Genomic DNA, 18,797 nt, shown 5'->3' on the forward strand with positions numbered 1-18,797 from the left:
AGGTAGGCGGCCGCCCGCCCGGGAATCTTCTCACCCGGTATGCAGGTAGTCGGTGACCACACCGTCCAGGGCCCGGTCGATGAGGTTGGCCAGGGCGCCACCAAGGATCGCCGCCACGGCGATCACCTGCCACTGGGTCCACGTCCTGGCGGCCTGCCAGGCGAAGACCGCGACCCCGGCGGTGACCAGTCCGGTGACGGTGAGCACTAGGGCGGCTGGTGCAGCGGCGCCTACCGAGAACGCCACCCCCGGGTTGTAGGCCAGTACCAGGTCCACCGGGCCGACCTCGACGCTGCCGTCGCCAGGCAGCGCCCGCTCAGCCCACGCCTTGATCGTCAAGTCGACCACGGCCACCACGCCAGCCGCGGCGTACACCGCGGCGACTGGCGGGAAGCGTCTCATCCAGGAGTCCATCAAGGCTGTCGGCCGGACCCTTCGGGGTAAGGGGTCACCGGGCGGCACTGGTCGACTGCGACACTGAGGCTGGCGTCGCGCTCGATGTTCGGGCCGACGCGGCACGCGAATGGCGAACCCGTATAATCGTCACACCCAGATAGTAGCGGCACAACATGATGAGAAGTTGGTGGCGGTCCGGCCCCGGTGAAAGCGTGCACACCCTCGAGGTCCGTACCAAAGACACACCGTCACGTCCTTGAGGCGGAAGGCGAAAGGCACTGACCATGGGCCACACACAGTGGACCGACGCGGCAGACGATCCCGAGGTCACCGGGCTCACCGCCATGCGGGCACGCCCGCCTGCAGGAGTCAACAAAGAGCCTCTCGCCGAGGTGGGCCGATGAACCGAGCACGCGTCATAGCCCTCTTCGTTGCCGCTTCCTTAACCCTCGCCGGCTGCAGCGGGGAAGAGTCGAGCATCAACGAGCAGATGCGCCAGGGAGACCAGAAGGGTTACGTCGCCGGTGACGGCACCGTGCAGGCCTTGGCGCCCGCGCAGCGCGAGACGGTGATCACGCTCGAGGGCACCACCTTGGAGGAGGAGCCCTGGTCCTCTGCGGACCACCGTGGCGAGGTCGTGGTGATCAACGTGTGGGGCTCCTGGTGCGGTCCGTGCATCGAGGAGGCGCCCGACCTGGAGCAGGTTGCCTCCGACCTGCGCGAGGCGGGTGAGCCGGTGCAGTTCATCGGCGTCAACAGCCGTGACTCGGTATCGAACGCCCTGGCCTTCCAGGAGGCTTACGACGTCTCCTACCCCTCGCTGCAAGACGACGGCGGGCGCACCCGTGCCCAGCTCGGCGGGCTGGCTGTGGCGACCCCGTCGACGATCCTGCTGGATGGGCAGGGCAGGGTGGCCGCCCGCGTCAGCGGACAGGTGGACGCCTCGACACTGCGCGGCCTGGTCGATGACGTGCTCGACAGCGAAGGCCGGCGATGAGTGAGGTCGTGCTCACCGGCCCCCTGCTGCTGGCCGCCGCGATCGCGGCCCTGGCCGGCCTCGTGTCCTTCGCCAGCCCGTGCGTGCTGCCGCTGGTCCCCGGCTACATCGGCTACCTCTCCGGCATGAGCGGCGGCGCCCCCCGGACCCCGGCCCCGCCCCGGTGGCGCCCCGTCGTCGGCTCAGGACTGTTCGTGGCCGGGTTCTCCGTCGTGTTCATCGCGATGAGCGTGGTGATCTCCTCCCTCGGGATGGTCCTGGCCGCCAACCAGGACCTGCTGCTGCGCGTGGGCGGCCTCATCGTCACCGGGCTGGGTCTGGTCATGCTGCTGCAGGTCTCCCCCCGTTTCTCCGTGCGCTGGCGCCCGGCGTCCGGGCTGGCCGGCGCTCCTCTGCTGGGCGTCGTCTTCGGGCTGGGCTTCTCCGCCTGCACCGGGCCCGCGCTCGCCGCGATCCAGACCCTGGGCACCTCGATCCTGCCCGGTGACGGCGCGCTCGGCCGGGCGGTCGTGCTCGCCGTGGCGTACTGCGTCGGCCTCGGTCTGCCGTTCGTCCTGGTCGCGGCCGGCATGGGGTCGGTCAGTCGTGGCTCGCGCTGGCTGCGCGGCCACTACCTGCTCGTGCAGCGGGCCGGCGGGGTCCTGCTGATCCTGCTGGGCGTGCTCATGGTCCTCGGCGTCTGGGCCGAGGCGATGGCCTGGGTCCAGACCCGACTGACCAGCAACTTCACCACGGTGATCTGACATGGCCAGCACGCGAACACCGGAACGGATCGAGCCGTCCTATCCCAAGGACCGCACCACCTTGGGCGGCCCCCGGCTCGGCGCACTGGGCTGGGCACGTTGGGCCTGGCGGCAGCTGACCAGCATGCGCACCGCCATCTACCTGCTTCTGCTGCTGGCGGCCGCGTCCTTCCCCGGCTCAATCTTCCCGCAACGTTCCGTGGACCCGGTGCAGGTGCGCACCTTCTTCGAGAACAACCCCGACCTGGCGCCCTGGCTGGACCGGTTGTTCCTCTTCGATGTGTTCTCCTCCCCGTGGTTCGCCTCGATCTATCTGCTGCTGGTGATCAGCCTGGTCGGTTGCATCATCCCGCGGATGCGCCAACACTGGCGTTCGATCCGAGCCCAGCCGCCGCCGGCACCCCGGCGCCTGGCCAGGCTGCACGCCCGCGCCGACGGAACCCTCACCGCCGAGGCACCCGAGGTACTGGCCGCAGCCCGGCAGTCGCTGAAGGCGAAGGGCTACCGGCTGCGCGAGGCCGAAGACGGCGATCTCTGGGTCACTGGCGAGAAGGGGTACCTGAAGGAGACCGGAAACCTGCTCTTCCATCTGGCTCTGCTGGGTGTGATCGTCGCCTTCGCCGCCGGTAACCTGTTCGGTTGGCGCGGGGAGATCATCATCCAGGAGGGGCAGTCGTGGACGGCCACTGCCGGCAGCTTCGACACGCTCAATTTCAGCCCGTTGGCCGATGAGGGAGACATTCCCACGTTCACCGTGGAACTCAACCAGCTCGACGTAGCCTTCGAAAGCCAGGCCGACGGCGCCCAGTTCGGCCAACCCCGCAGGTTCGACGGGTTGGCCACCGTCGAGGTCCCCGGCCAGGAACCCGAGCAGCAGGAGTTCGCAGTCAACCACCCGATCTCCGTGGCCGGAGACTCCATCTTCCTGCTCGGCAACGGCTACGCCCCCATCGTGACCATCCGCGACCCCGACGGAGAAGTCCTCTACTCCGACGCGGTCACCTTCCTCCCACAGGACAACAACTACGCCAGCGAGGGCGCCATCAAGGTCACCGCGCGAGACCCCGGCCTCGGTCTGGTCGGCGGCTTCCTGCCCACCCTGCGCATTGATCCCGAGCTGGGGATGACGTCCTCCTTCCCCGGCCTGGTCGACCCCGTGCTGGCACTGACGGCATTCGAGGGAAACCTGTTCCCCGACGGGCGCCCGCAGTCGGTCTTCAATATCGACACCGACCAGATGACCCAGCTCACCGACGAGGAGGGCAACCCCGTCGCGATGCTGATCCGCCCGGGCGAGTACTTCGAGCTACCCGACGGCACCACCGTGGAGTTCGACGGCATAATCCGCTGGGCCGGGCTGCTGGCGCGGCACGACCCGGGCCGGATGCCCGCCCTTGGCTTCGCGATCGCCACCACCGTCGGCCTGGCCCTGATGCTCGGTATCAAGCGGCGCCGGATCTACGTACGGATCAACCCTGAACACCCCATCAATGGTCCGATGCAGACACTAGTGAGCATCGGTGGCCAGTCCAAGGGCAGCGACCCCGGACTCCAGGCCGTCGTCGACGACGTCCTGCTCCGGATCACCGGGACCACGGGTGGCCGGACCAATACTCCTAAAACCCACCATCGAGACAAGGACACGGTATGACCGACCCACAGCTGGCCCTGTCCAGCGACATCGCCATCTGGGCAAGCCTGGCCGTGCTCGCGCTGGCCCTCATCTCCTTCTCGGCACACCTGGCCGTCACCGGAACCGCCAGGGAACGCGCCGCCTCCGTCAAAGTCGCAGAGAGGGTCCGCGTTGGGGCCGGCACCGACTCTCAGACGGAAGCCAGAGACGGCCGCGAAATCGACGCTCCGGAGCCAACCGGGCCGACCACCACCGCCGTCGAGCCACCAACAGTCAGTCATCCCGCCGAGGTCACCCGCCGCTGGGGCATCATCGGGGTGCAACTCACCTGGCTGGCGACCTTCGGAGTCGTCGGCGGCACGATCTTGCGCGGGGTGTCGGTACAACGCTGGCCGCTGGGCAACATGTACGAGTTCGCGATCGTCGCCGCATCCTTCGCCCTCATCGTCTACTCCACGTGGAGCCTGAAACGCGACCGGCTGTGGCTTGGTCCCTTCGTCGTGTTGCCAGTCATGGCCGTCCTTAGCGCTGGCAAGATCTGGTACACCGAGGCCTCCCAACTCATGCCCGCCCTCGACAACACCATGTGGCTGACAATCCACGTCACCCTCGCCACGCTGTCCGTGGCGCTGTTCATCATCGGGGCCGCCCTCGGTGTCGCCTTCCTGCTGCGCGACTCAGCCGAGAAGAGAAACCGCATCCGGGGCTGGCTGGCCGGCCTGCCCCAGGCAGACAAACTGGAGACGATGACCTACGGGATCCACATCTTCGCCTTCCCGCTGTGGACGTTCACCCTCATCACCGGCGCGATCTGGGCCGAGGTGGCCTGGGGCCGCTACTGGGGCTGGGACCCCAAGGAGATCTGGACCTTCATCATCTGGGTCGTCTACGCCGCCTACCTGCACTCCCGCGCCACCAGTGGCTGGACCAAACGACAGGCCACCTACGTGGCGCTCGTCGGCATGCTGTGCATCATCCTCAACTACACCGTCGTGAACCTGCTCATCACCGGCCTGCACTCCTACTCCGGAGTGGCCTGATGACAAACCGGAATCGGTGAAGGGACCGCCCGCCAATGACGGCGCTCAGTGCTCCCTGCCTGACACACGGCATCTGCTGGCGCAAGCTCCCGTCTTAGCCTGGATCCACCGATCGGGTGAGCCGGTGAAGCGGCGTGGGAAAGCGAGAAATGCCCTTCTGACCTGGGAAGATACGACTTGTCTAGAGCACGTATCACCCAAACCGGAAGGGCATCTCGTAGATGCAACTCTCTCACACCCTCCCCGTGGTCTCCGCGACGTTCGATGACCCCAACCTCGTGTCTGCCGCCGGGCTTGTCCCGCTGATGACGCTGGCCGAAGAAGCCGGCCTGCACGCCCTGGGCGATGAGCACCTGAGCCTGCCGACCGACAAGGGCGCCAACGCCGGCGCCAAGCTGGCCGCCCTGGTGGCGGGTATGGCCGCCGGCGCGGACAGCATCGAGGATATGGGGCTCTTGCGCCACGGCGCGATGGGCAAGCTGTTCGAACGGCCCTATGCCCCCTCCACGCTCGGTTCGTTCCTGCGCACGTTCACCTTCGGCCACGTCCGCCAGGGCGACGCGGTCGCCTCCCGCTTCACCCTCGCCCTGGCCGGGCGCACCGGGCTGCTGGGCCGGGCCGGCGACACCGGGACGGTGCTGCTCGACCTGGACGACACCATCGTGGAGGTCCACGGCTACGCCAAGCAGGGCGCCGGGTTCGGCTACAGCGGGGTCCGAGGGTTGAACGCGCTGCTGGCGACCGTGTCCACCGAGCAGACCGCCCCGGTCATCGCCGCCCAACGCCTGCGCAAGGGTTCCGTGGGTTCCTCCCGTGGCGCGGCCCGGTTGACCACCGATGCCCTGGCGCTGGTCCGGCGCAGCCACCTGGCCGGGCGACCGGTGCTCCTGCGCGCCGATTCCGCGTTCTACTCCGCCGCCCTGGTGGGCGCCGCCGACAGGGCCGGTGCACAGGTCTCGATCACCGTGCGGCTGGACCCGGCGGTCAAGCGCGCCATCGCCGCGATCGCCGAGGACGCGTGGACCACGATCAGGTACACCGACGCGATCTACGACCAGGCCACCGGCAGGTGGGTCTCGCGGGCCGAGGTCGCCGAGATCGACTACACCGCGTTCACCTCGGCCAAGAAGTCCGAGCAGGTCACTGGCCGGCTGGTGGTGCGCCGCGTCCCGGACCTGAACCCCAGGGCCAAGGACGGGCAGGAGTCGATGTTCGACACCTGGCGCTTCCACGCGTTCTTCACCACCACGCCCGCCACCGAGCGGGACACCGTGGCCGCCGACCAGGTCCACCGGGGCCACGCGGTCATCGAGAACGTCCACGCCGACCTGAAAGCCTCGGCCCTGGCGCACCTGCCCTCGGGCAAGTTCGCTGCCAACGCCGCCTGGCTCATCGCCGCGGTCATGGCGTTCAACCTCACCCGCGCCGCGGCCACCCTGACCGGCAGCACCCGCCTGGCGCGGGCGACGACGCCCACGATCCGCCGCAAGCTGGTCAACCTGCCAGCCCGGGTCGCCTCCTCCGCCCGCCGCCTGCACCTGCACCTACCCCGAGACTGGCCCTGGGAGCACGCCTGGACCGTCCTCTACGACGCGCTCCGCCCCGGCCGGGCCGCAGCACCCGCCTGACCCCAGCCCCCGTCCCTACCAGCAGGAACCCAGTGGAAAAGCCGGGCAGACCGGCAGTTCACGCGCGCCCTCACGACCCTCGCCCCGTCACAGACCTGACCCCGTCCTACAGCGGCCCATCCACCGGGTCCTGTCGATGAACGGTGTTTCTGGCGTTCATCTCAGAGGTTCTCCGCGGCCGGCATGCGGTCGGCGAAGGTGACGGCGAAAGCGTTGAGCGCGGGCTTCCACCGCATGGTCCATCGTGCCTGCCCCGTGCCCTTGGGGTCCAGCCCGCGGGTCACCAGGTAGAGGCACTTCAGGGCGGCCTGCTCGGTCGGGAAGTGCCCGCGCACGGTGACCGCGCGCCGGTACCTGGCGTGCAGGGACTCGATGGCGTTGGTGGAGAACAGCACGCGGCGGATCTCCACGTCGTAGGCCAGGAAGGGGATGAACTCCTCCCACGCTGCTCTCCACATCTTGGGGATGGCTGGGTAGGGCTTGCCCCATTTTTCCTCGAGCTCCTCGAACGCCGCCCACGCCGCCTCGACCGAGGGGGCGGTGTAGATGCGGCGCAGGTCCTTGGACAGCTGGTCCCAGTACTTCCGGCTGGCGTAGCGCAGCGTCGCCCGGATGAGGTGGATCACGCAGGCCTGCACGATCGCCTGCGGGAAGACGGCGTTGACGCTGTCGGGCAGTCCTTTGAGGCCGTCGCAGACGATGAAGAACACGTCCCGCACGCCGCGGTTCTTCAGGTCGGCCAGCACATTCATCCAGAACTTCGCCGACTCACCACCGCCCTGCCCTGCCCACAGCCCGAGGACGTCTCGCCGGCCGTTCAGGTCGACACCGATCGCGGCGTAGAAGGGCTGGTTGCCGACCTGCCCGTCGCGCACCTTGACGTAGATCGCATCGATGAAGATGGCCGCGTACACCGGTTGCAGCGGACGGGAGGACCAGGCGGCCATCTCCTCCAGCACCTTGTCCGTGATCCTCGAGACCGTGTCCTTGCTGATACTGGCGCCGTACACCTCGTGGAAGTGCGCGCTGATCTCACCGGTGGTCAGGCCCTTGGCGAACAGGCTGATCGCGACCGCGTCCACGTCCGAAAGCCGCCGTTGTCGCTTCTTGACGATGACCGGCTCGAACGTGCCGGCCCGGTCCCGCGGGACGGCGATCGTCACCTCCCCGGCGGCGTCAGTGAGGACCGTCTTGGGGCGGGTGCCGTTGCGGATGTTGCCGTTCCCGGCGGTGGGCACCTGGTGCTTCTCGTGGCCGAGGTGCTCGGTCAGCTCCTCCTCCAGCGCGGTCTCCAGGACGGTGGCGGTGATCGACTTGAGCAGCCCGTCCGGGCCGGTCAGGTCCTCACCGCGGGCCCGGGCGGCCTTGACCAGCTCCCGGACCGCCGCCTGTTCTGCCTCGCTGCGCGAGGTCGTCTTCTTCACCTTCTTGGGCATCGAGCTCATGCTCGAGATCTTCTCGGTCATCTCATGACCTTCCCCGCCAGCTGAGCCGGCGCGTCGGGCCAGAAACACCGTTTAGCGGACAGTCCCCATCCACCTGCCCATCGGTGGATCGAGGCTTAGCTTAGAGGTTCCGCGGATAGGTCATGGGCGTCGGCGGGGCGAGTGTCCCAGCGGTGGGGGTGGTCCAGGCCTGGTGGATGAGGCGTTGGGTGAATGATGACGGCGTTGGCCAGGGCGATGGAGGCCTCGATCACCCGGGTGCGGCGTTCGGTGCAGATGGCGAGCATCTTGAAGCTTCGGTTGTGCCAGGAGTTGGTCCGTTCGACCACCCACCGCTTGCCTACCTGGAGGGGGAACCCCTTGATGCTGATGACGCCGGCGCAGCCGAGCTCGGTGAGCAGGTCACGGGTCTTTCCCGAGTCATAGCCGGCGAGGCACGGTTCGACGGCAGCACCGAAGACCCGATCCTGCGCGTCCACCCCGGACGGGGCAGTTGAGAGCGTCCACGCCCAGCACTACCTGGTCGCCACCGGCAGCCACCCCTGGGTGCCGCCGATCGACGGGCAGGGTCACACGGACTACCTGACATCGACCACGGCCATGGAGCTCGCAGCCGTTCCTACCTCACTGCTCGTCCTCGGCGGCGGGTACGTCGCCCTGGAACAGGCCCAGCTGCTCCGGCCGGCTCGGTTCGCAGGTGACCATGCTGGTCCGGTCCCGACTGGCCTCGCACGAGGAGCCCGAGGTCACCAGCACCATGAGGAAGATCCTCACGGACGAGGGCATCCGCGTCGTCGACGGCGCCCACGTCACCCGGGTCGTGCGAGACCCCGGCACCGCAAAGGCGGTGGCCACCGCTACCGTCGCCGGCGAGCAGCGGTCCTTCGAGGCTGAGCACCTGCTCCTCGCCGTCGGCCGTCGCCCCACCACCGCGCGCCTCAACCTGGCACAGGTCGGGGTCAGCACAGGCCACCTGGGGCAGGTCGCCGTCACCGATGAGCTCACCTCGACCAACCCGAGAGTGTGGGCGGCGAGAGCGACGTGACCGGCCACCCGGCGTTCGTCTACGTCGCCTCCCGACACGGCACGCTGGCGGTCGAGAACGCCTTCGCCGGCGCTCACCGCTCCGTCGACTACTCCCGCCTGGCCCAGGGTCACCTTCACCAGCCCCGCGATCGGCGCCGCCGGACTGAGCGAGCAACAGGCACTGGCCGCCGGCATCAGATGTGACTACCGCGTCGTCCCGAGCAATGATCGACATCACTTTACGTTATGTAGGAGTTGGCTGTACGGGCTCAGGGTCCTCCCGGTGCGTGCTGCGATCCAGCGAGCCGCCGAGGCGAGTTCATCTCTGACTGCCTCCCGTCGATTGCTGATTTCGCCGCAGCAGGGCTAGCGAAGAGACTGTGGAGGTGTCAGTCCTGCATCGTCTCCAAAGCGTCTTCGTCGCTGCGGCCGCGGTGGCGGGGTTGGCGGTCGGTGCGTGGTTGCCGGTCGGGGATGTGGCCGGTCATCTGGTGCTGCCGTTGCTTTTGGTGATGATTGCGGCGGTCTTCGCACAGCTCAGCGCCTCGCGGCTGCGCGAGGCAGGCCAAGCTCGGGCCGTCCTGGTCGCCAGCCTGGTCCTGAACTTCGTGTTCACACCCGTCCTGGCGTGGGCTCTGGGTGCCGGCCTCCTGGGTGACGTACCGGATCTGCGAATCGGGCTCCTGTTGCTGCTGGTGACCCCGTGCACGGATTGGTACCTGGTGTTCACCGCGATGGCGCGCGGCCATGGAGGGATCGCGGCAGCGTTGCTGCCGGTCAACCTCGTCCTGCAGTTGTTCCTGCTCCCGCTGTATGTGCTGCTGTTGGGTGGCGAGGCTGCCATGGTGGACGCCTCGACGCTGACCGAGGCAGCGCTGATCGCTCTGGTCGTGCCCTTCGCCTTGGCACTAGCCGTGCGGTGGGCCGCCCAACGCACGAAGGGTGCAGCGTGGCGCGACCGGGTCGTGGTGGGGACGGCTAGCGCGGTGGTGCTCCCGTTGTTGTGCCTGGCGGTGTTCGCGATGTTCGCCTCCCAAGCTGAGACGGTTGTGGATCACAGCGGGCAGCTCATACGTCTCCTGGTGCCCTTGGGGGTGTTCTTCTTGGTGGCGCCACTGATGGCCACCGCGGTGGCCAAGGTACTGAAGTTGCCGGCAGACCAGCGGGTGACGCTGACCATGGTGACCACAGCCCGTAACTCACCGATCGCGCTGGCGATCGCGGTGGCCGCCTTCCCCGACCGACCACTGATCGCCGTCGCCCTCGTCGTGGGGCCATTGCTGGAACTACCGATCTTGTCGCTCCTGGCTCACATCGTCCGCGCTCCGGCTCCGGCCGAAGCACGTCGATCCGCGTAGTCCAGCCAGCCGTCGGAATGTGGCGGAACTACTGCACCGACCGTCTCACCGGCTCTCCTCAGGCGCAGCAGCTGGTGGGCATGGTCGAGCGGAATAGACCGGCTGCTATGCGCAGGGCTTCGCTCATCGTGAGGTAGGGCGCCCACGTGTCGGTCAGGTCGTCGACGGTGAGGCCGAACTTGATGGCGTACGTCGCGGCAAGCATGAGCTCCCCGGCACCGTCGAGCGCAGCATGCACCCCCAGGATCTTGCGGGTCTGGGTGTCGATGACGAGCTTGAGGACCCCGCGGGTGTCCTGGTTGACCAGGGCGCGCGGAATGTCCTGCGCGCTCAGGACCCGGCTCTCAGCGTGGTGGCCGAGTTCCAGGGCGCGGGCTTCGGTCAGTCCGGCGCTGGCGAGCTGGGGAGTGGTGAACGTGATTCCGGGCAGGCCGCGGTAGTCCACGGTAGACAACTCGCCCAGCGCACCGGACGCGGCGACCCGGCCCGTTTGCGCGGCAACGTAGATGTACTGCGGAACACCGCAGACGTCCCCGGCGGCGAACACCCGCTGGTTGGTCGTGCGCTGGTTCTCATCCACGACGATGAAGCCGCGGGCGTCCGTGCCGATCCCGGCGGCATCCAGTCCCAGACCGGTGGTGTTGGCGTAACGGCCGGTGGCGACCAGCAGGCGCTGGCCCTGGACCTGCTCACCGGTGACCGTGGTGACCTTGACCCCTTCAGCGGTGGGGGCCACTTCTCGCCCGTGCTCCTCGACCACCGTGATCCCGTCCTCCTCGAAGACGGTTCGCAGCACGTCAGCGACCTCGGGCTCGGCGTAGGGGGCCATCCGGCCCACGAGGGTGACGTCAACGCCCAGCTGGGCCCACAGTTGAGCCTGCTCCAGACCGACATAGCCCCCACCCAGCACGACCATCGAGACGGGCAGGTCCTGCTGCTCCATGGCGGTGCTCGAGGTCAGGTAGTCGATCTCGCTCAGGCCGGCCAGGTCCGGGATGTGCGGGGCTGCTCCGGTGGCGATCACGTACGCCGCCGCGCGCAACGTCTGGTCCTCGACCTGCAGCGTGTGCTCATCCAGAAACCGCGCATGCCCGTACGTGATGGCAAACTCGTGCGCCTCGGCGACATCGACGTACTTCGCCTGACGCAGTTGCTCGACCAACCCCTGCTTCTGGTTCATCAGCTCCCCCACCTCGGGGGCATCAGCACTGGTGGGCACACCCCGAAACGGGCTGTTCAACGCCCGGTGGCGCTGGCCTGCCGCCGCGAGCAAGCTCTTGCTCGGGATGCATCCCACGTTCAGACAGGTACCGCCGAGCGGACCATGCTCGACCAGCAACACGCTCTTCCCGCGGGAGCGCGCCTCGATCCCGGCGGCCATGGCCGCACCCCCGGTGCCGATGACGATCAAGTCGTACTGGACCATGACTGCTCTCTTCCGATCGTGACGCAGGGCCGCTTCGACCGTAAGCCTTCCAGTGCACTGGAAGGTCAAGGGCTACGGTGCAGGTATGCGCATCGGAGAGTTGGCCGCGGCAACCGGCGTCAGCACCAAGACCATCCGGTTCTACGAAACGGCCGGCGTGCTACCGGCGCCCGCACGGACCACATCGGGCTACCGGCAGTACGACGCCAGCGCGGCGGACCGGCTCGCGTTCATCAGAGCCGCACAGACAGCGGGACTGACCCTCGCCCATATCCGGGATGTCATCTCAGCCCGCGACATCAGCGAAGCACCCTGCCACCACGTCGCCACCCTGCTGGCCGACCACGCCGCCGCACTCCAAGCACGGCTCGCTCAACTCAGCGAACTGCTCTCGAGCATGTGCGCTGGCTCAGCCATCGGGCGACCACGCTGGATCCCGGCCAGTGCCTCCCCCAGCATGTCTGCCACGCCATCCCGACCAGCCAACTGACGGACCGCTCCTCCAGCCGCTGAACACCACATCCGGTATGCCGATCCCGCGACTACTCCACCGCACCCTCCTGCTGCGCGTGACACTGCACACCTTCGGCATCCCTCGGGTACGCCGGCAGCCCCGCGACCCGCTCTGACACACCCTCCGATTCTTCGGTGGCCAGCTGGAGGTTTGGCAGTCTGCCGCTACTGCGCTCCGTCGGCTCTTCCAGGGAACCTCAGGAGTGCTCGGCAAGCGGAGGCCGGGTAACTGGTGCACGGTCGTAAGTCCCGACGGCTCTGGTCAGAGGCCGAAGGCTCCGCCACTGACCAAGATGGCGATGCCCAGTCCGATGAGGACGATGGGGAACAGGATGTGCTCCCACCGCTCAAGGACTTCGGCGATCGGGGGCGGGTGGCCACGAACTTGGCCAGCATGACAAGGACCGCGACCAGCCCGAGGAAGACGATGCAGTAAGCCACCACGGCCGCCGGTCCCACGCTGAGGAAGACCGGGACGTAGACGCCGATGTTGTCCCCACCGTTGGCGAAGGTGACCCCCGCGACCGTCCAGACGGCGACGTTCTTGCCGGTGACCTTGGCATCGTCACCATCGTCGTCGTTCCCGCGCCAGGCCTCCCATGCGGCCCACAGACCCAAGACCAACGGGATGAGTCCGAAGTACGGGATGACTGCCGAGGGCAGGAACGCGTCCGCGCCCAGGGTGACGAGCACTGCCGCGCCAAGGATGCCCGCGAACCCCAGGTACTGGCCCAGCACGATCCGGGCCGTGGTTCCGGACTGTCCTGCGCCGCGCGCGAAGAACAGCGAGAGCACGATGATGTCGTCGATGTTGGTCGCGATGAACAGGCCGATCGCCTGCAGGACCGAGGACAGGATCATGCGCCAGCCTCGGCGGCGCAACATCTGGCGATCGAGCAAGCCGGATCGAGACACGGGGCGTTCTCGTCCACTGCGAGGGCAACCTCGACCAGCGCGGTCAGCGCCCGCGCCAGGTGCGGATCCGCGATCTCATAGCGTGTGCGGCGGCCTTCGAGCTCGGCGACCACGATGCCGCAGTCTCGCAGGCAGGTCAGATGGTTGGACACGTTCGAGCGCGTCAGGCCAAGGTCGCGCGCCAACTCCGCCGGGTAGGCAGGCCGCTCAAGCAGCACCAGGAGAAGCCGTGACCGGGTGGGATCCGCCAGCGCCCGGCCCAGCCGGTTCATCACATCCAGACGAGAAGCAATGGTCAGCACGCGCTGAACTATACAGCACTGACTGTACCAATAACGGTGACTGCAGCGCCTCCGATGCGTCGCTCCGCTCCGTTGTCAGGGGCCCCAGCCTGGCGCCTCCGCCAATGCGGACCACGTGGGAGGTGAACCACGCGCCCCCCTGGCGTGTGGCCCTACTTTGCGCGGATCGTCGGTTTGAGCGACAGTCGCGCAAGATCGACCCCTCACGATCGTGCAATCTTCACTGCATCTCGACAACATCTCGACATCGAGGGCTCGGTCAGAAGTTGCTGGCCATGTTGGTGAACTTGCTGTAGTGACCCTGGAACGCGACGACGACGGTGTCCGTAGGGCCGTTGCGGTGCTTCGCCACGATGACGTCCGCCTCCCCCTCGCGAGGTGACTCCCGTTCGTAGAGCGACTCCCGGTGCAGCAGGATGACGACGTCGGCGTCCTGCTCGATGGAGTTGTGGACGGCGATGCCGTTGGCCACGAAGTTGTGATTGCCCAGGACGGTGGCGTCGTAGACCTCCTCGACGCCGTCCAGCTCGATGCTCGCAACCTCGTCCCAGAAGACGTCGTTCACGGCGAAAAGCTCCAGCTCGGCGCTGTCGAGGACAGCGGCGACCCGCCTGAGACGCTCGCGGGAGGGGGCGCTGTTGGACAGCGCGGATCCGCAGGACGACATCCCCAGCTCCTTCTGGAACTGACGCGCCGTCATGCCCTTGTCCACGATGACCTGCCGCACGTCGTCCCAGACCTGCGGCGGCACGGTGTCCACGTTGGTGTTCCCCTGGCGGTCCCGGATGATCCCCAGGAGTTGGGCGGCAGAGGCCGACCGGCCCCCGAACACACCGATCTCCTGCAGGAAGCGACGCTGGCTGTCGGCGCCCGAGATGTCCAGGGTGTAGCCGTTGCGGTAGCCCTCCTTTCGCACCGTCCTGAGGCGGGTGCTGATCCCGAAGCGCAGCAGGAGCTGCGAGACGTCGTCGGCCAGTCGCCGACTCGTCGTCGCGTAGTAGATCCGCCCCCCGTTCTGCGCCCTGTTCACCGTGACCGAGCCGTCGGTGGCCCAGAGGTGGTGCAGGAAGAGGGCGATCTGCCGCTTGGACGCGTGGAACAACGACTCGGGGACGAACTTCTCGTGGCTGCGCAGGCCGAAGACACCCAGCTCGTCCAGCCAGGCCACGATCGGGTGCCTCCGTCCCCGAGCGAGCGGGAACGGAGCCCGGAGACGCAGGCTGGTGCAGCGGGCAGCGGGGTGGTCGTCGCGGACGGCCACGACACCGAAGGAGAGCGCAGCCTGAGACACCGCACGGAGGTTCTCCTCGTCGACCGAGGCGTACCGGAGAGCTTGGCGTCGCACCATCGAACCGTCCCCCAGCATGTGGGCCAGCAGAACGACGCGGTCGTCCTCCGTCCAGGGCTGGTGCGTCTCCGGCGCCGGCACGTGCCGCGGGACAGCGAGCCGGTCGCCGGGGCGCAGGTCACCCAGCGGACGCCACCCGTCATAGGTCAGGAAGGGGTGGTTCTCCGTCGCGCGGACCGTCTTGCCGGAGGTGAGCGTCAGGCGGAACACCGGCTTGGTGCCCGTCGGGAAGACGTGGGTCAGGTGCCTCCGTACGTAGCGCAGGGAGTCGTCCAGCGACCAGACCGGCACGTCCCGTTCACCCGTCCGGTGGAGCTCACCCATCGTCACCTCGGCCCCGGTGTCGGCCCTCAGGACCCGGGTGTCCGCCGTCAGACAACCCGACTCCCTCAGGTCGCTCATCTGCGGCTTCTTGTCCGTCCGCTGCTCCGGGCCACGGTTGAGCTGGGAGAGCGCGATGAGCGGGACCTCGAGCTCCTTGGCGAGCAGCTTCAGCGCACGGGAGAACTCGGCGACCTCCTGCTGGCGGGACTCGACGCGCTTGCCCGAGCTCATGAGCTGCAGGTAGTCGACGATCACCAGCTTGAGGTTGTGCCGCTGCTTGAGCCGGCGGCACTTGGCGCGGATCTCCATCAACGACATGTTGGGGCTGTCGTCGATGAAGAGGGGCGCGTTGGTGATGCGGCCCTGCGTCTCGGCCAGCTTGGTCCAGTCCCGGTCGCGCATGTTGCCCTTGCGCATGTTCTGCAGCGCGATCTCGGACTCGGCCGAGAGCAGACGCATCGTGATCTCCGTGCGGCTCATCTCCAGGCTGAAGACGACGGTGGGCATGTTGGCCTTGATCGCGGCCGCCCGCGCGATGTCCAAAGCGAAGGTCGACTTGCCCACAGCTGGCCTCGCCGCGACGATGATCATCTGCCCCGGGTGCAGGCCGTTGGTCAGCTCGTCCAGGTCGGTGAAGCCGGTGGGCACCCCCGTCATGTCCCCCGACTGACCGGCGGCGTGCTCGATCTCGTCCAGGGTCGGCTCGATCAGGTCGGACAGCGGGTGGTAGTCGTCACCACCGCGCTTGTCGGCCACGGCGTAGACCTCGGCCTGGGCCTGGTTGACGACGTCCTCGACGTCACCCCCGGCGTAGCCGATCTGCACGATGCGCGTGCCGGCGTCCACCAACCGGCGCAGCACCGCCCGCTCGGCGACGATCTCGGCGTAGAACGAGGCGTTCGCCGCGGTCGGCACCGCCGCGATGAGCTGGTGGAGGTAGGCCGAGCCTCCGATGCGCTGCAGGTCGCCGCGCTTGGTCAGCTCGTCGGCGACCGTGATCGCATCCACGGGCTCGCCCCGCGAGTAGAGGTCGACGCAGGCCTCGTAGATGCGCTCGTGGGCCGGGCGGTAGAAGTCCTGCGCCGTGACGATCTCCGAGCACTCGGCGATCGCATCCTTGGAGAGCATCATCGAGCCCAGGGCGCTCTGCTCCGCCGCGACGTCCTGCGGCGGCAGCCGGTCCTCCGGACCCCCGGACGGCCCCTCCTGCGGCGGTCCGTAGACCTCCATCTCGCTCAGTGCCATACCCTGCTCCCTCACGCTCGTCGGACGCCTGTTCGCATGACACCACCGGCCACCGACACACCCTCGCCGGCGCTCGGAGAGCCTCGGGACGGCCTCCCCCGGGCGCGGGACACCCCACCGTACGTCCTCCTTGACGACCGTGCAGCCATCCCCTGTGGACGAGGTGTGGACCACGTGTGCACGGACGGTGGACGCTCCCACGCCACGCGCGGCAGGCCTGTGGACAACGATGTGGACTCAGCGGGAACTTGCGTCACATCAGGCCTCTGACCAGTGTGGACGCGACACACAGGCTGTGGACGGGAAGAAGTTTCGTCCACGGCACCACCCGGGTCCCACCCGCCTCCCCGGGCGGCTGAGACACTGACCCGCGTGACGGCGGACGAGGACGAGGGGGCAGAGCCGGGGGCGGAGACAGAGCCGGGCCCACGGCATCCTGCTCCGGCGCGGGAGATCCTGCGCCTCGCGGTGCCGGCCTTCCTCGCTCTCATCGCCGAGCCGCTCTTCCTCCTGGCCGACTCGGCCATCGTGGGCCACCTCGGCACATCGGCCCTCGCCGGGCTGGGCGTGGCCAGCGCCGTCCTGCTCACGGCGGTCAACCTCTTCATCTTCCTGGCCTACGGCACCACCGCCGTCGTGGCCCGCCGCCTCGGCCCGGGGACGAGCGCGGCGCGGTCAGCGCGGGGGTGGACGGCATCTGGCTGGCCCTCCTGCTGGGTGCCGTCGGCACCCTCGTCGTCCTGCTCGCCGCCCAGCCGCTCGTGGAGCTCTTCGGCGCCAGCCCCGAGGTCGTCACCGAGGCGGTGACCTACCTGCGCTGGTCCGCGCTCGGCATCCCGCCCATGCTCGTCGTGCTGGCCACCACCGGGGTGCTCCGGGGGCTGCAGGACACCCGGACCCCGCTGGTCGCCGCGGTCGCCGGCTTCACCGGCAACGCCGTCCTCTCCCTCCTCCTCGTGCACGGGGTGGGCTGGGGCATCGCCGGCGCCGCGATCGGGACGGTCGTGGCCCAGACGGGTATGGCGATCGGCCTGGTCCTGGTCGTCGTGCGGGGGGCCCGACGGCTGGGCGCGACCCTCACCCTGCACCACGCGGGCGTGCTGCGGGCGGCCCTGGACGGGGTGCCCCTCATCGTGCGGACGGTCGCGCTGCGGGCGGCCCTGCTGCTCACCACCTGGGCCGCGGCCGGGCTGGGGGACGCCCCGCTGGCCGCCCACCAGGTCGCGATGACCGTGTGGACGGCCCTGGCCTTCGCCCTGGACGCGCTGGCGATCGCCGCGCAGGCCCTGACCGGGCGCTCGCTGGGCGCCGGGGACGTCGCGAGCACCCGGGAGACGACCGCGCTCATGGTGCGGTGGTCGGTGTGGTTCGGGGTGATCCTCACCGTCCTCATCGTCGCGCTGCACCGCGTCGTGCCGCTCGGCTTCAGCCAGGACCCGGACGTGCGGACCGCCCTGGCCGCCGCCCTCCTCGTCGTCGCCGTGGGGCAGCCGGTCGCCGGGATCGCGTTCATCCTCGACGGCGTCCTCATCGGGGCGGGCGACACCCGCTGGCTGGCCGGGGCCCAGACGATCGCCACGCTCGCCTACGTCCCGATGGTGCTCGGCGTGGTCCTGTCGGGCGTCACCGGCGCGACCGGCCTGGTCTGGCTGTGGGTCGCCTTCACCGGCTTCATGGCGGTGCGTGCCGCCCTGCTCTGGGGGCGATCCCGGGGCGACCGGTGGATGGTCGTCGGCGCCTGACACCACGGTGCCATGTTTGACATATCCGAAGAATCTGTGATCTAGTCCTGCCATGCGTTCTCCGGAAGCGATGCGGCTGATGCCCTGGGCGGTTCGCGCCCAGGCCGCCTGTCTGCGCTGACCGCCGCCTCCGACCTCCCCCTCCCCGCCGCCGACGTCCACCTCGGCCGCTGCCGCATACCCGAAGATTCTTCTGGAGAACCGTTATGTCCGTCACCGCCCTGCATCCACCCCCCGCCGACCTGCGCAGCCTCTTCCGGCGCCCCACCGCCAGCACCTGGGTCATCACCTCGGCCGCCGCCGACGACGCCGATCCGGTGGGCTTCACCGCCATCTCCGTCGTCTCGGTCAGCCTCGACCCGCCGCTGGTGAGCTTCAACGTCGCCAAGACCTCCTCGTCCCTGGTCACCCTGGCCCGCAGCCGACGAGCCGCCCTGCACCTCCTCGCCTCCCACCAGGACGTCGTGGCCGCGCGGTTCGCCGCCGACCGCACCCGACGCTTCGTCGAGGACGGCACCTGGGGCTGGCAGGACGGCCTGCCCCGCCTCCACGACGTCAACGCCCGGCTGGTCACCACCCTGACCGACCTCGTCGACGCCGGGGACTCCTTCGTGGCCATCGCCCGGGTGCACACCACCTCCGTGGCCTCCCCCGCCCAGCACACCCTCCTTCACCACGCCGGGCGCTTCGCCGCCCCGCACCAGATCGGAGCCTGA

General features: G+C 68.7%; 15 protein-coding genes and 3 pseudogenes. 11 read left to right on the forward strand and 7 right to left on the reverse strand.

Going from position 1 to position 18,797, the window contains the following annotated elements:
* Positions 1–30: 30 nt before the first annotated feature.
* Positions 31–402, reverse strand: coding sequence for a signal peptidase II (locus tag E3Z34_RS17175; RefSeq protein WP_134774587.1), 372 nt, complete (start codon positions 400–402; stop codon positions 31–33).
* 394 nt (positions 403–796) lie between these two features.
* Here E3Z34_RS17175 and E3Z34_RS17180 point away from each other — a divergent pair, with 394 nt between their 5' ends.
* The 5 genes from E3Z34_RS17180 to E3Z34_RS17200 all read left to right on the forward strand — a co-directional run bounded on the left by E3Z34_RS17180 (position 797) and on the right by E3Z34_RS17200 (position 6,437).
* Positions 797–1,393, forward strand: a complete 597-nt coding sequence (locus E3Z34_RS17180) for a TlpA disulfide reductase family protein (protein WP_134774588.1) — start codon at positions 797–799, stop codon at positions 1,391–1,393.
* A complete protein-coding gene (locus E3Z34_RS17185; protein WP_134774589.1) occupies positions 1,390–2,136 on the forward strand; it encodes a cytochrome c biogenesis CcdA family protein in 747 nt (248 codons plus the stop codon). Before E3Z34_RS17180 ends, E3Z34_RS17185 begins: the two co-directional genes overlap by 4 nt.
* Before the next feature lies 1 nt (position 2,137).
* Positions 2,138–3,787 carry a cytochrome c biogenesis protein ResB gene (resB, locus tag E3Z34_RS17190; protein WP_134774590.1) on the forward strand — a complete coding sequence of 550 codons (1,650 nt, stop codon included), beginning with the start codon at positions 2,138–2,140 and terminating at the stop codon, positions 3,785–3,787.
* Positions 3,784–4,809 (forward strand): c-type cytochrome biogenesis protein CcsB, encoded by a 1,026-nt coding sequence (gene ccsB, locus E3Z34_RS17195; RefSeq protein WP_134774591.1) that lies wholly within the window; start codon positions 3,784–3,786, stop codon positions 4,807–4,809. Before resB ends, ccsB begins: the two co-directional genes overlap by 4 nt.
* A 221-nt stretch (positions 4,810–5,030) precedes the next feature.
* Positions 5,031–6,437, forward strand: coding sequence for an IS1380 family transposase (locus tag E3Z34_RS17200; protein WP_134772308.1), 1,407 nt, complete (start codon positions 5,031–5,033; stop codon positions 6,435–6,437).
* Between the two features lie 161 nt (positions 6,438–6,598).
* Here the strand turns inward: E3Z34_RS17200 and E3Z34_RS17205 are convergent, their stop codons facing one another.
* Together E3Z34_RS17205 and E3Z34_RS18040 are read right to left on the reverse strand one after the other, a co-directional pair.
* On the reverse strand, positions 6,599–7,873 hold the full coding sequence (locus E3Z34_RS17205; protein ID WP_238695474.1) for an IS256 family transposase: 1,275 nt from the start codon (positions 7,871–7,873) through the stop codon (positions 6,599–6,601).
* Positions 7,874–7,998: 125 nt separating this feature from the next.
* Positions 7,999–8,313, reverse strand: a pseudogene (locus tag E3Z34_RS18040) (hypothetical protein); the annotation flags it as partial.
* On the opposite strand from E3Z34_RS18040, the pseudogene E3Z34_RS17210 reads away from it, so the two are divergent.
* A pseudogene (locus E3Z34_RS17210) lies at positions 8,299–9,128 on the forward strand (FAD-dependent oxidoreductase); the annotation flags it as partial. The pseudogenes E3Z34_RS18040 and E3Z34_RS17210 overlap by 15 nt on opposite strands.
* Before the next feature lie 166 nt (positions 9,129–9,294).
* A complete protein-coding gene (locus E3Z34_RS17215) occupies positions 9,295–10,266 on the forward strand; it encodes an arsenic resistance protein (protein ID WP_134774592.1) in 972 nt (323 codons plus the stop codon).
* A 58-nt stretch (positions 10,267–10,324) separates the two neighbouring features.
* Here E3Z34_RS17215 and merA read toward each other — a convergent pair whose 3' ends face one another.
* Entirely contained in the window at positions 10,325–11,692 is a 1,368-nt protein-coding gene (merA, locus tag E3Z34_RS17220) for a mercury(II) reductase (RefSeq protein WP_134774593.1), read from the reverse strand.
* A gap of 85 nt (positions 11,693–11,777) precedes the next feature.
* On the opposite strand from merA, the gene E3Z34_RS17225 reads away from it, so the two are divergent.
* Complete coding sequence (locus E3Z34_RS17225) at positions 11,778–12,182, forward strand: MerR family transcriptional regulator (RefSeq protein WP_238695257.1); 405 nt, start codon at positions 11,778–11,780, stop codon at positions 12,180–12,182.
* Between the two features lie 285 nt (positions 12,183–12,467).
* On the opposite strand, the pseudogene E3Z34_RS17230 reads toward E3Z34_RS17225, so the two are convergent.
* The 3 genes and pseudogenes from E3Z34_RS17230 to E3Z34_RS17240 form a co-directional block, all read right to left on the reverse strand.
* A pseudogene (locus E3Z34_RS17230) lies at positions 12,468–13,066 on the reverse strand (cadmium resistance transporter).
* Complete coding sequence (gene cmtR, locus E3Z34_RS17235; RefSeq protein WP_066639548.1) at positions 13,063–13,422, reverse strand: Cd(II)/Pb(II)-sensing metalloregulatory transcriptional regulator CmtR; 360 nt, start codon at positions 13,420–13,422, stop codon at positions 13,063–13,065. Before cmtR ends, E3Z34_RS17230 begins: the two are co-directional and overlap by 4 nt.
* Before the next feature lie 259 nt (positions 13,423–13,681).
* Positions 13,682–16,339: a replicative DNA helicase gene (locus E3Z34_RS17240; protein ID WP_134774594.1), complete on the reverse strand. Its 2,658-nt coding sequence runs from the start codon at positions 16,337–16,339 to the stop codon at positions 13,682–13,684.
* A 372-nt stretch (positions 16,340–16,711) separates the two neighbouring features.
* Here E3Z34_RS17240 and E3Z34_RS20000 point away from each other — a divergent pair, with 372 nt between their 5' ends.
* The 3 genes from E3Z34_RS20000 (at position 16,712) to E3Z34_RS17250 (ending at position 18,797) form a co-directional block, all read left to right on the forward strand.
* Entirely contained in the window at positions 16,712–17,146 is a 435-nt protein-coding gene (locus E3Z34_RS20000; protein WP_338043753.1) for an MATE family efflux transporter, read from the forward strand.
* Positions 17,035–18,081 carry an MATE family efflux transporter gene (locus tag E3Z34_RS17245; protein ID WP_338043817.1) on the forward strand — a complete coding sequence of 349 codons (1,047 nt, stop codon included), beginning with the start codon at positions 17,035–17,037 and terminating at the stop codon, positions 18,079–18,081. The genes E3Z34_RS20000 and E3Z34_RS17245 overlap by 112 nt, the downstream gene beginning before the upstream one ends.
* Positions 18,082–18,287: 206 nt before the next feature.
* Complete coding sequence (locus tag E3Z34_RS17250; RefSeq protein ID WP_134774595.1) at positions 18,288–18,797, forward strand: flavin reductase family protein; 510 nt, start codon at positions 18,288–18,290, stop codon at positions 18,795–18,797.

Origin of the sequence: Ornithinimicrobium flavum (assembly GCF_004526345.1) — a bacterium.
GTDB lineage: Bacteria > Actinomycetota > Actinomycetes > Actinomycetales > Dermatophilaceae > Ornithinicoccus > Ornithinicoccus flavus.

What these genes read in the sequence shown, in the direction of transcription:
- E3Z34_RS17200 (WP_134772308.1), top strand. Translation starts at nt 5,031, where the DNA reads ATGCAACTCTCTCACACCCTCCCCGTGGTCTCCGCGACGTTCGATGAC.
- E3Z34_RS17250 (WP_134774595.1), top strand. Translation starts at nt 18,288, where the DNA reads ATGTCCGTCACCGCCCTGCATCCACCCCCCGCCGACCTGCGCAGCCTC.
- E3Z34_RS17180 (WP_134774588.1), top strand. Translation starts at nt 797, where the DNA reads ATGAACCGAGCACGCGTCATAGCCCTCTTCGTTGCCGCTTCCTTAACC.
- E3Z34_RS17185 (WP_134774589.1), top strand. Translation starts at nt 1,390, where the DNA reads ATGAGTGAGGTCGTGCTCACCGGCCCCCTGCTGCTGGCCGCCGCGATC.
- E3Z34_RS17225 (WP_238695257.1), top strand. Translation starts at nt 11,778, where the DNA reads ATGCGCATCGGAGAGTTGGCCGCGGCAACCGGCGTCAGCACCAAGACC.
- merA (WP_134774593.1), bottom strand. Translation starts at nt 11,692, where the DNA reads ATGGTCCAGTACGACTTGATCGTCATCGGCACCGGGGGTGCGGCCATG.
- E3Z34_RS17205 (WP_238695474.1), bottom strand. Translation starts at nt 7,873, where the DNA reads ATGCCCAAGAAGGTGAAGAAGACGACCTCGCGCAGCGAGGCAGAACAG.
- E3Z34_RS17175 (WP_134774587.1), bottom strand. Translation starts at nt 402, where the DNA reads ATGAGACGCTTCCCGCCAGTCGCCGCGGTGTACGCCGCGGCTGGCGTG.
- E3Z34_RS17240 (WP_134774594.1), bottom strand. Translation starts at nt 16,339, where the DNA reads ATGGCACTGAGCGAGATGGAGGTCTACGGACCGCCGCAGGAGGGGCCG.
- ccsB (WP_134774591.1), top strand. Translation starts at nt 3,784, where the DNA reads ATGACCGACCCACAGCTGGCCCTGTCCAGCGACATCGCCATCTGGGCA.
- resB (WP_134774590.1), top strand. Translation starts at nt 2,138, where the DNA reads ATGGCCAGCACGCGAACACCGGAACGGATCGAGCCGTCCTATCCCAAG.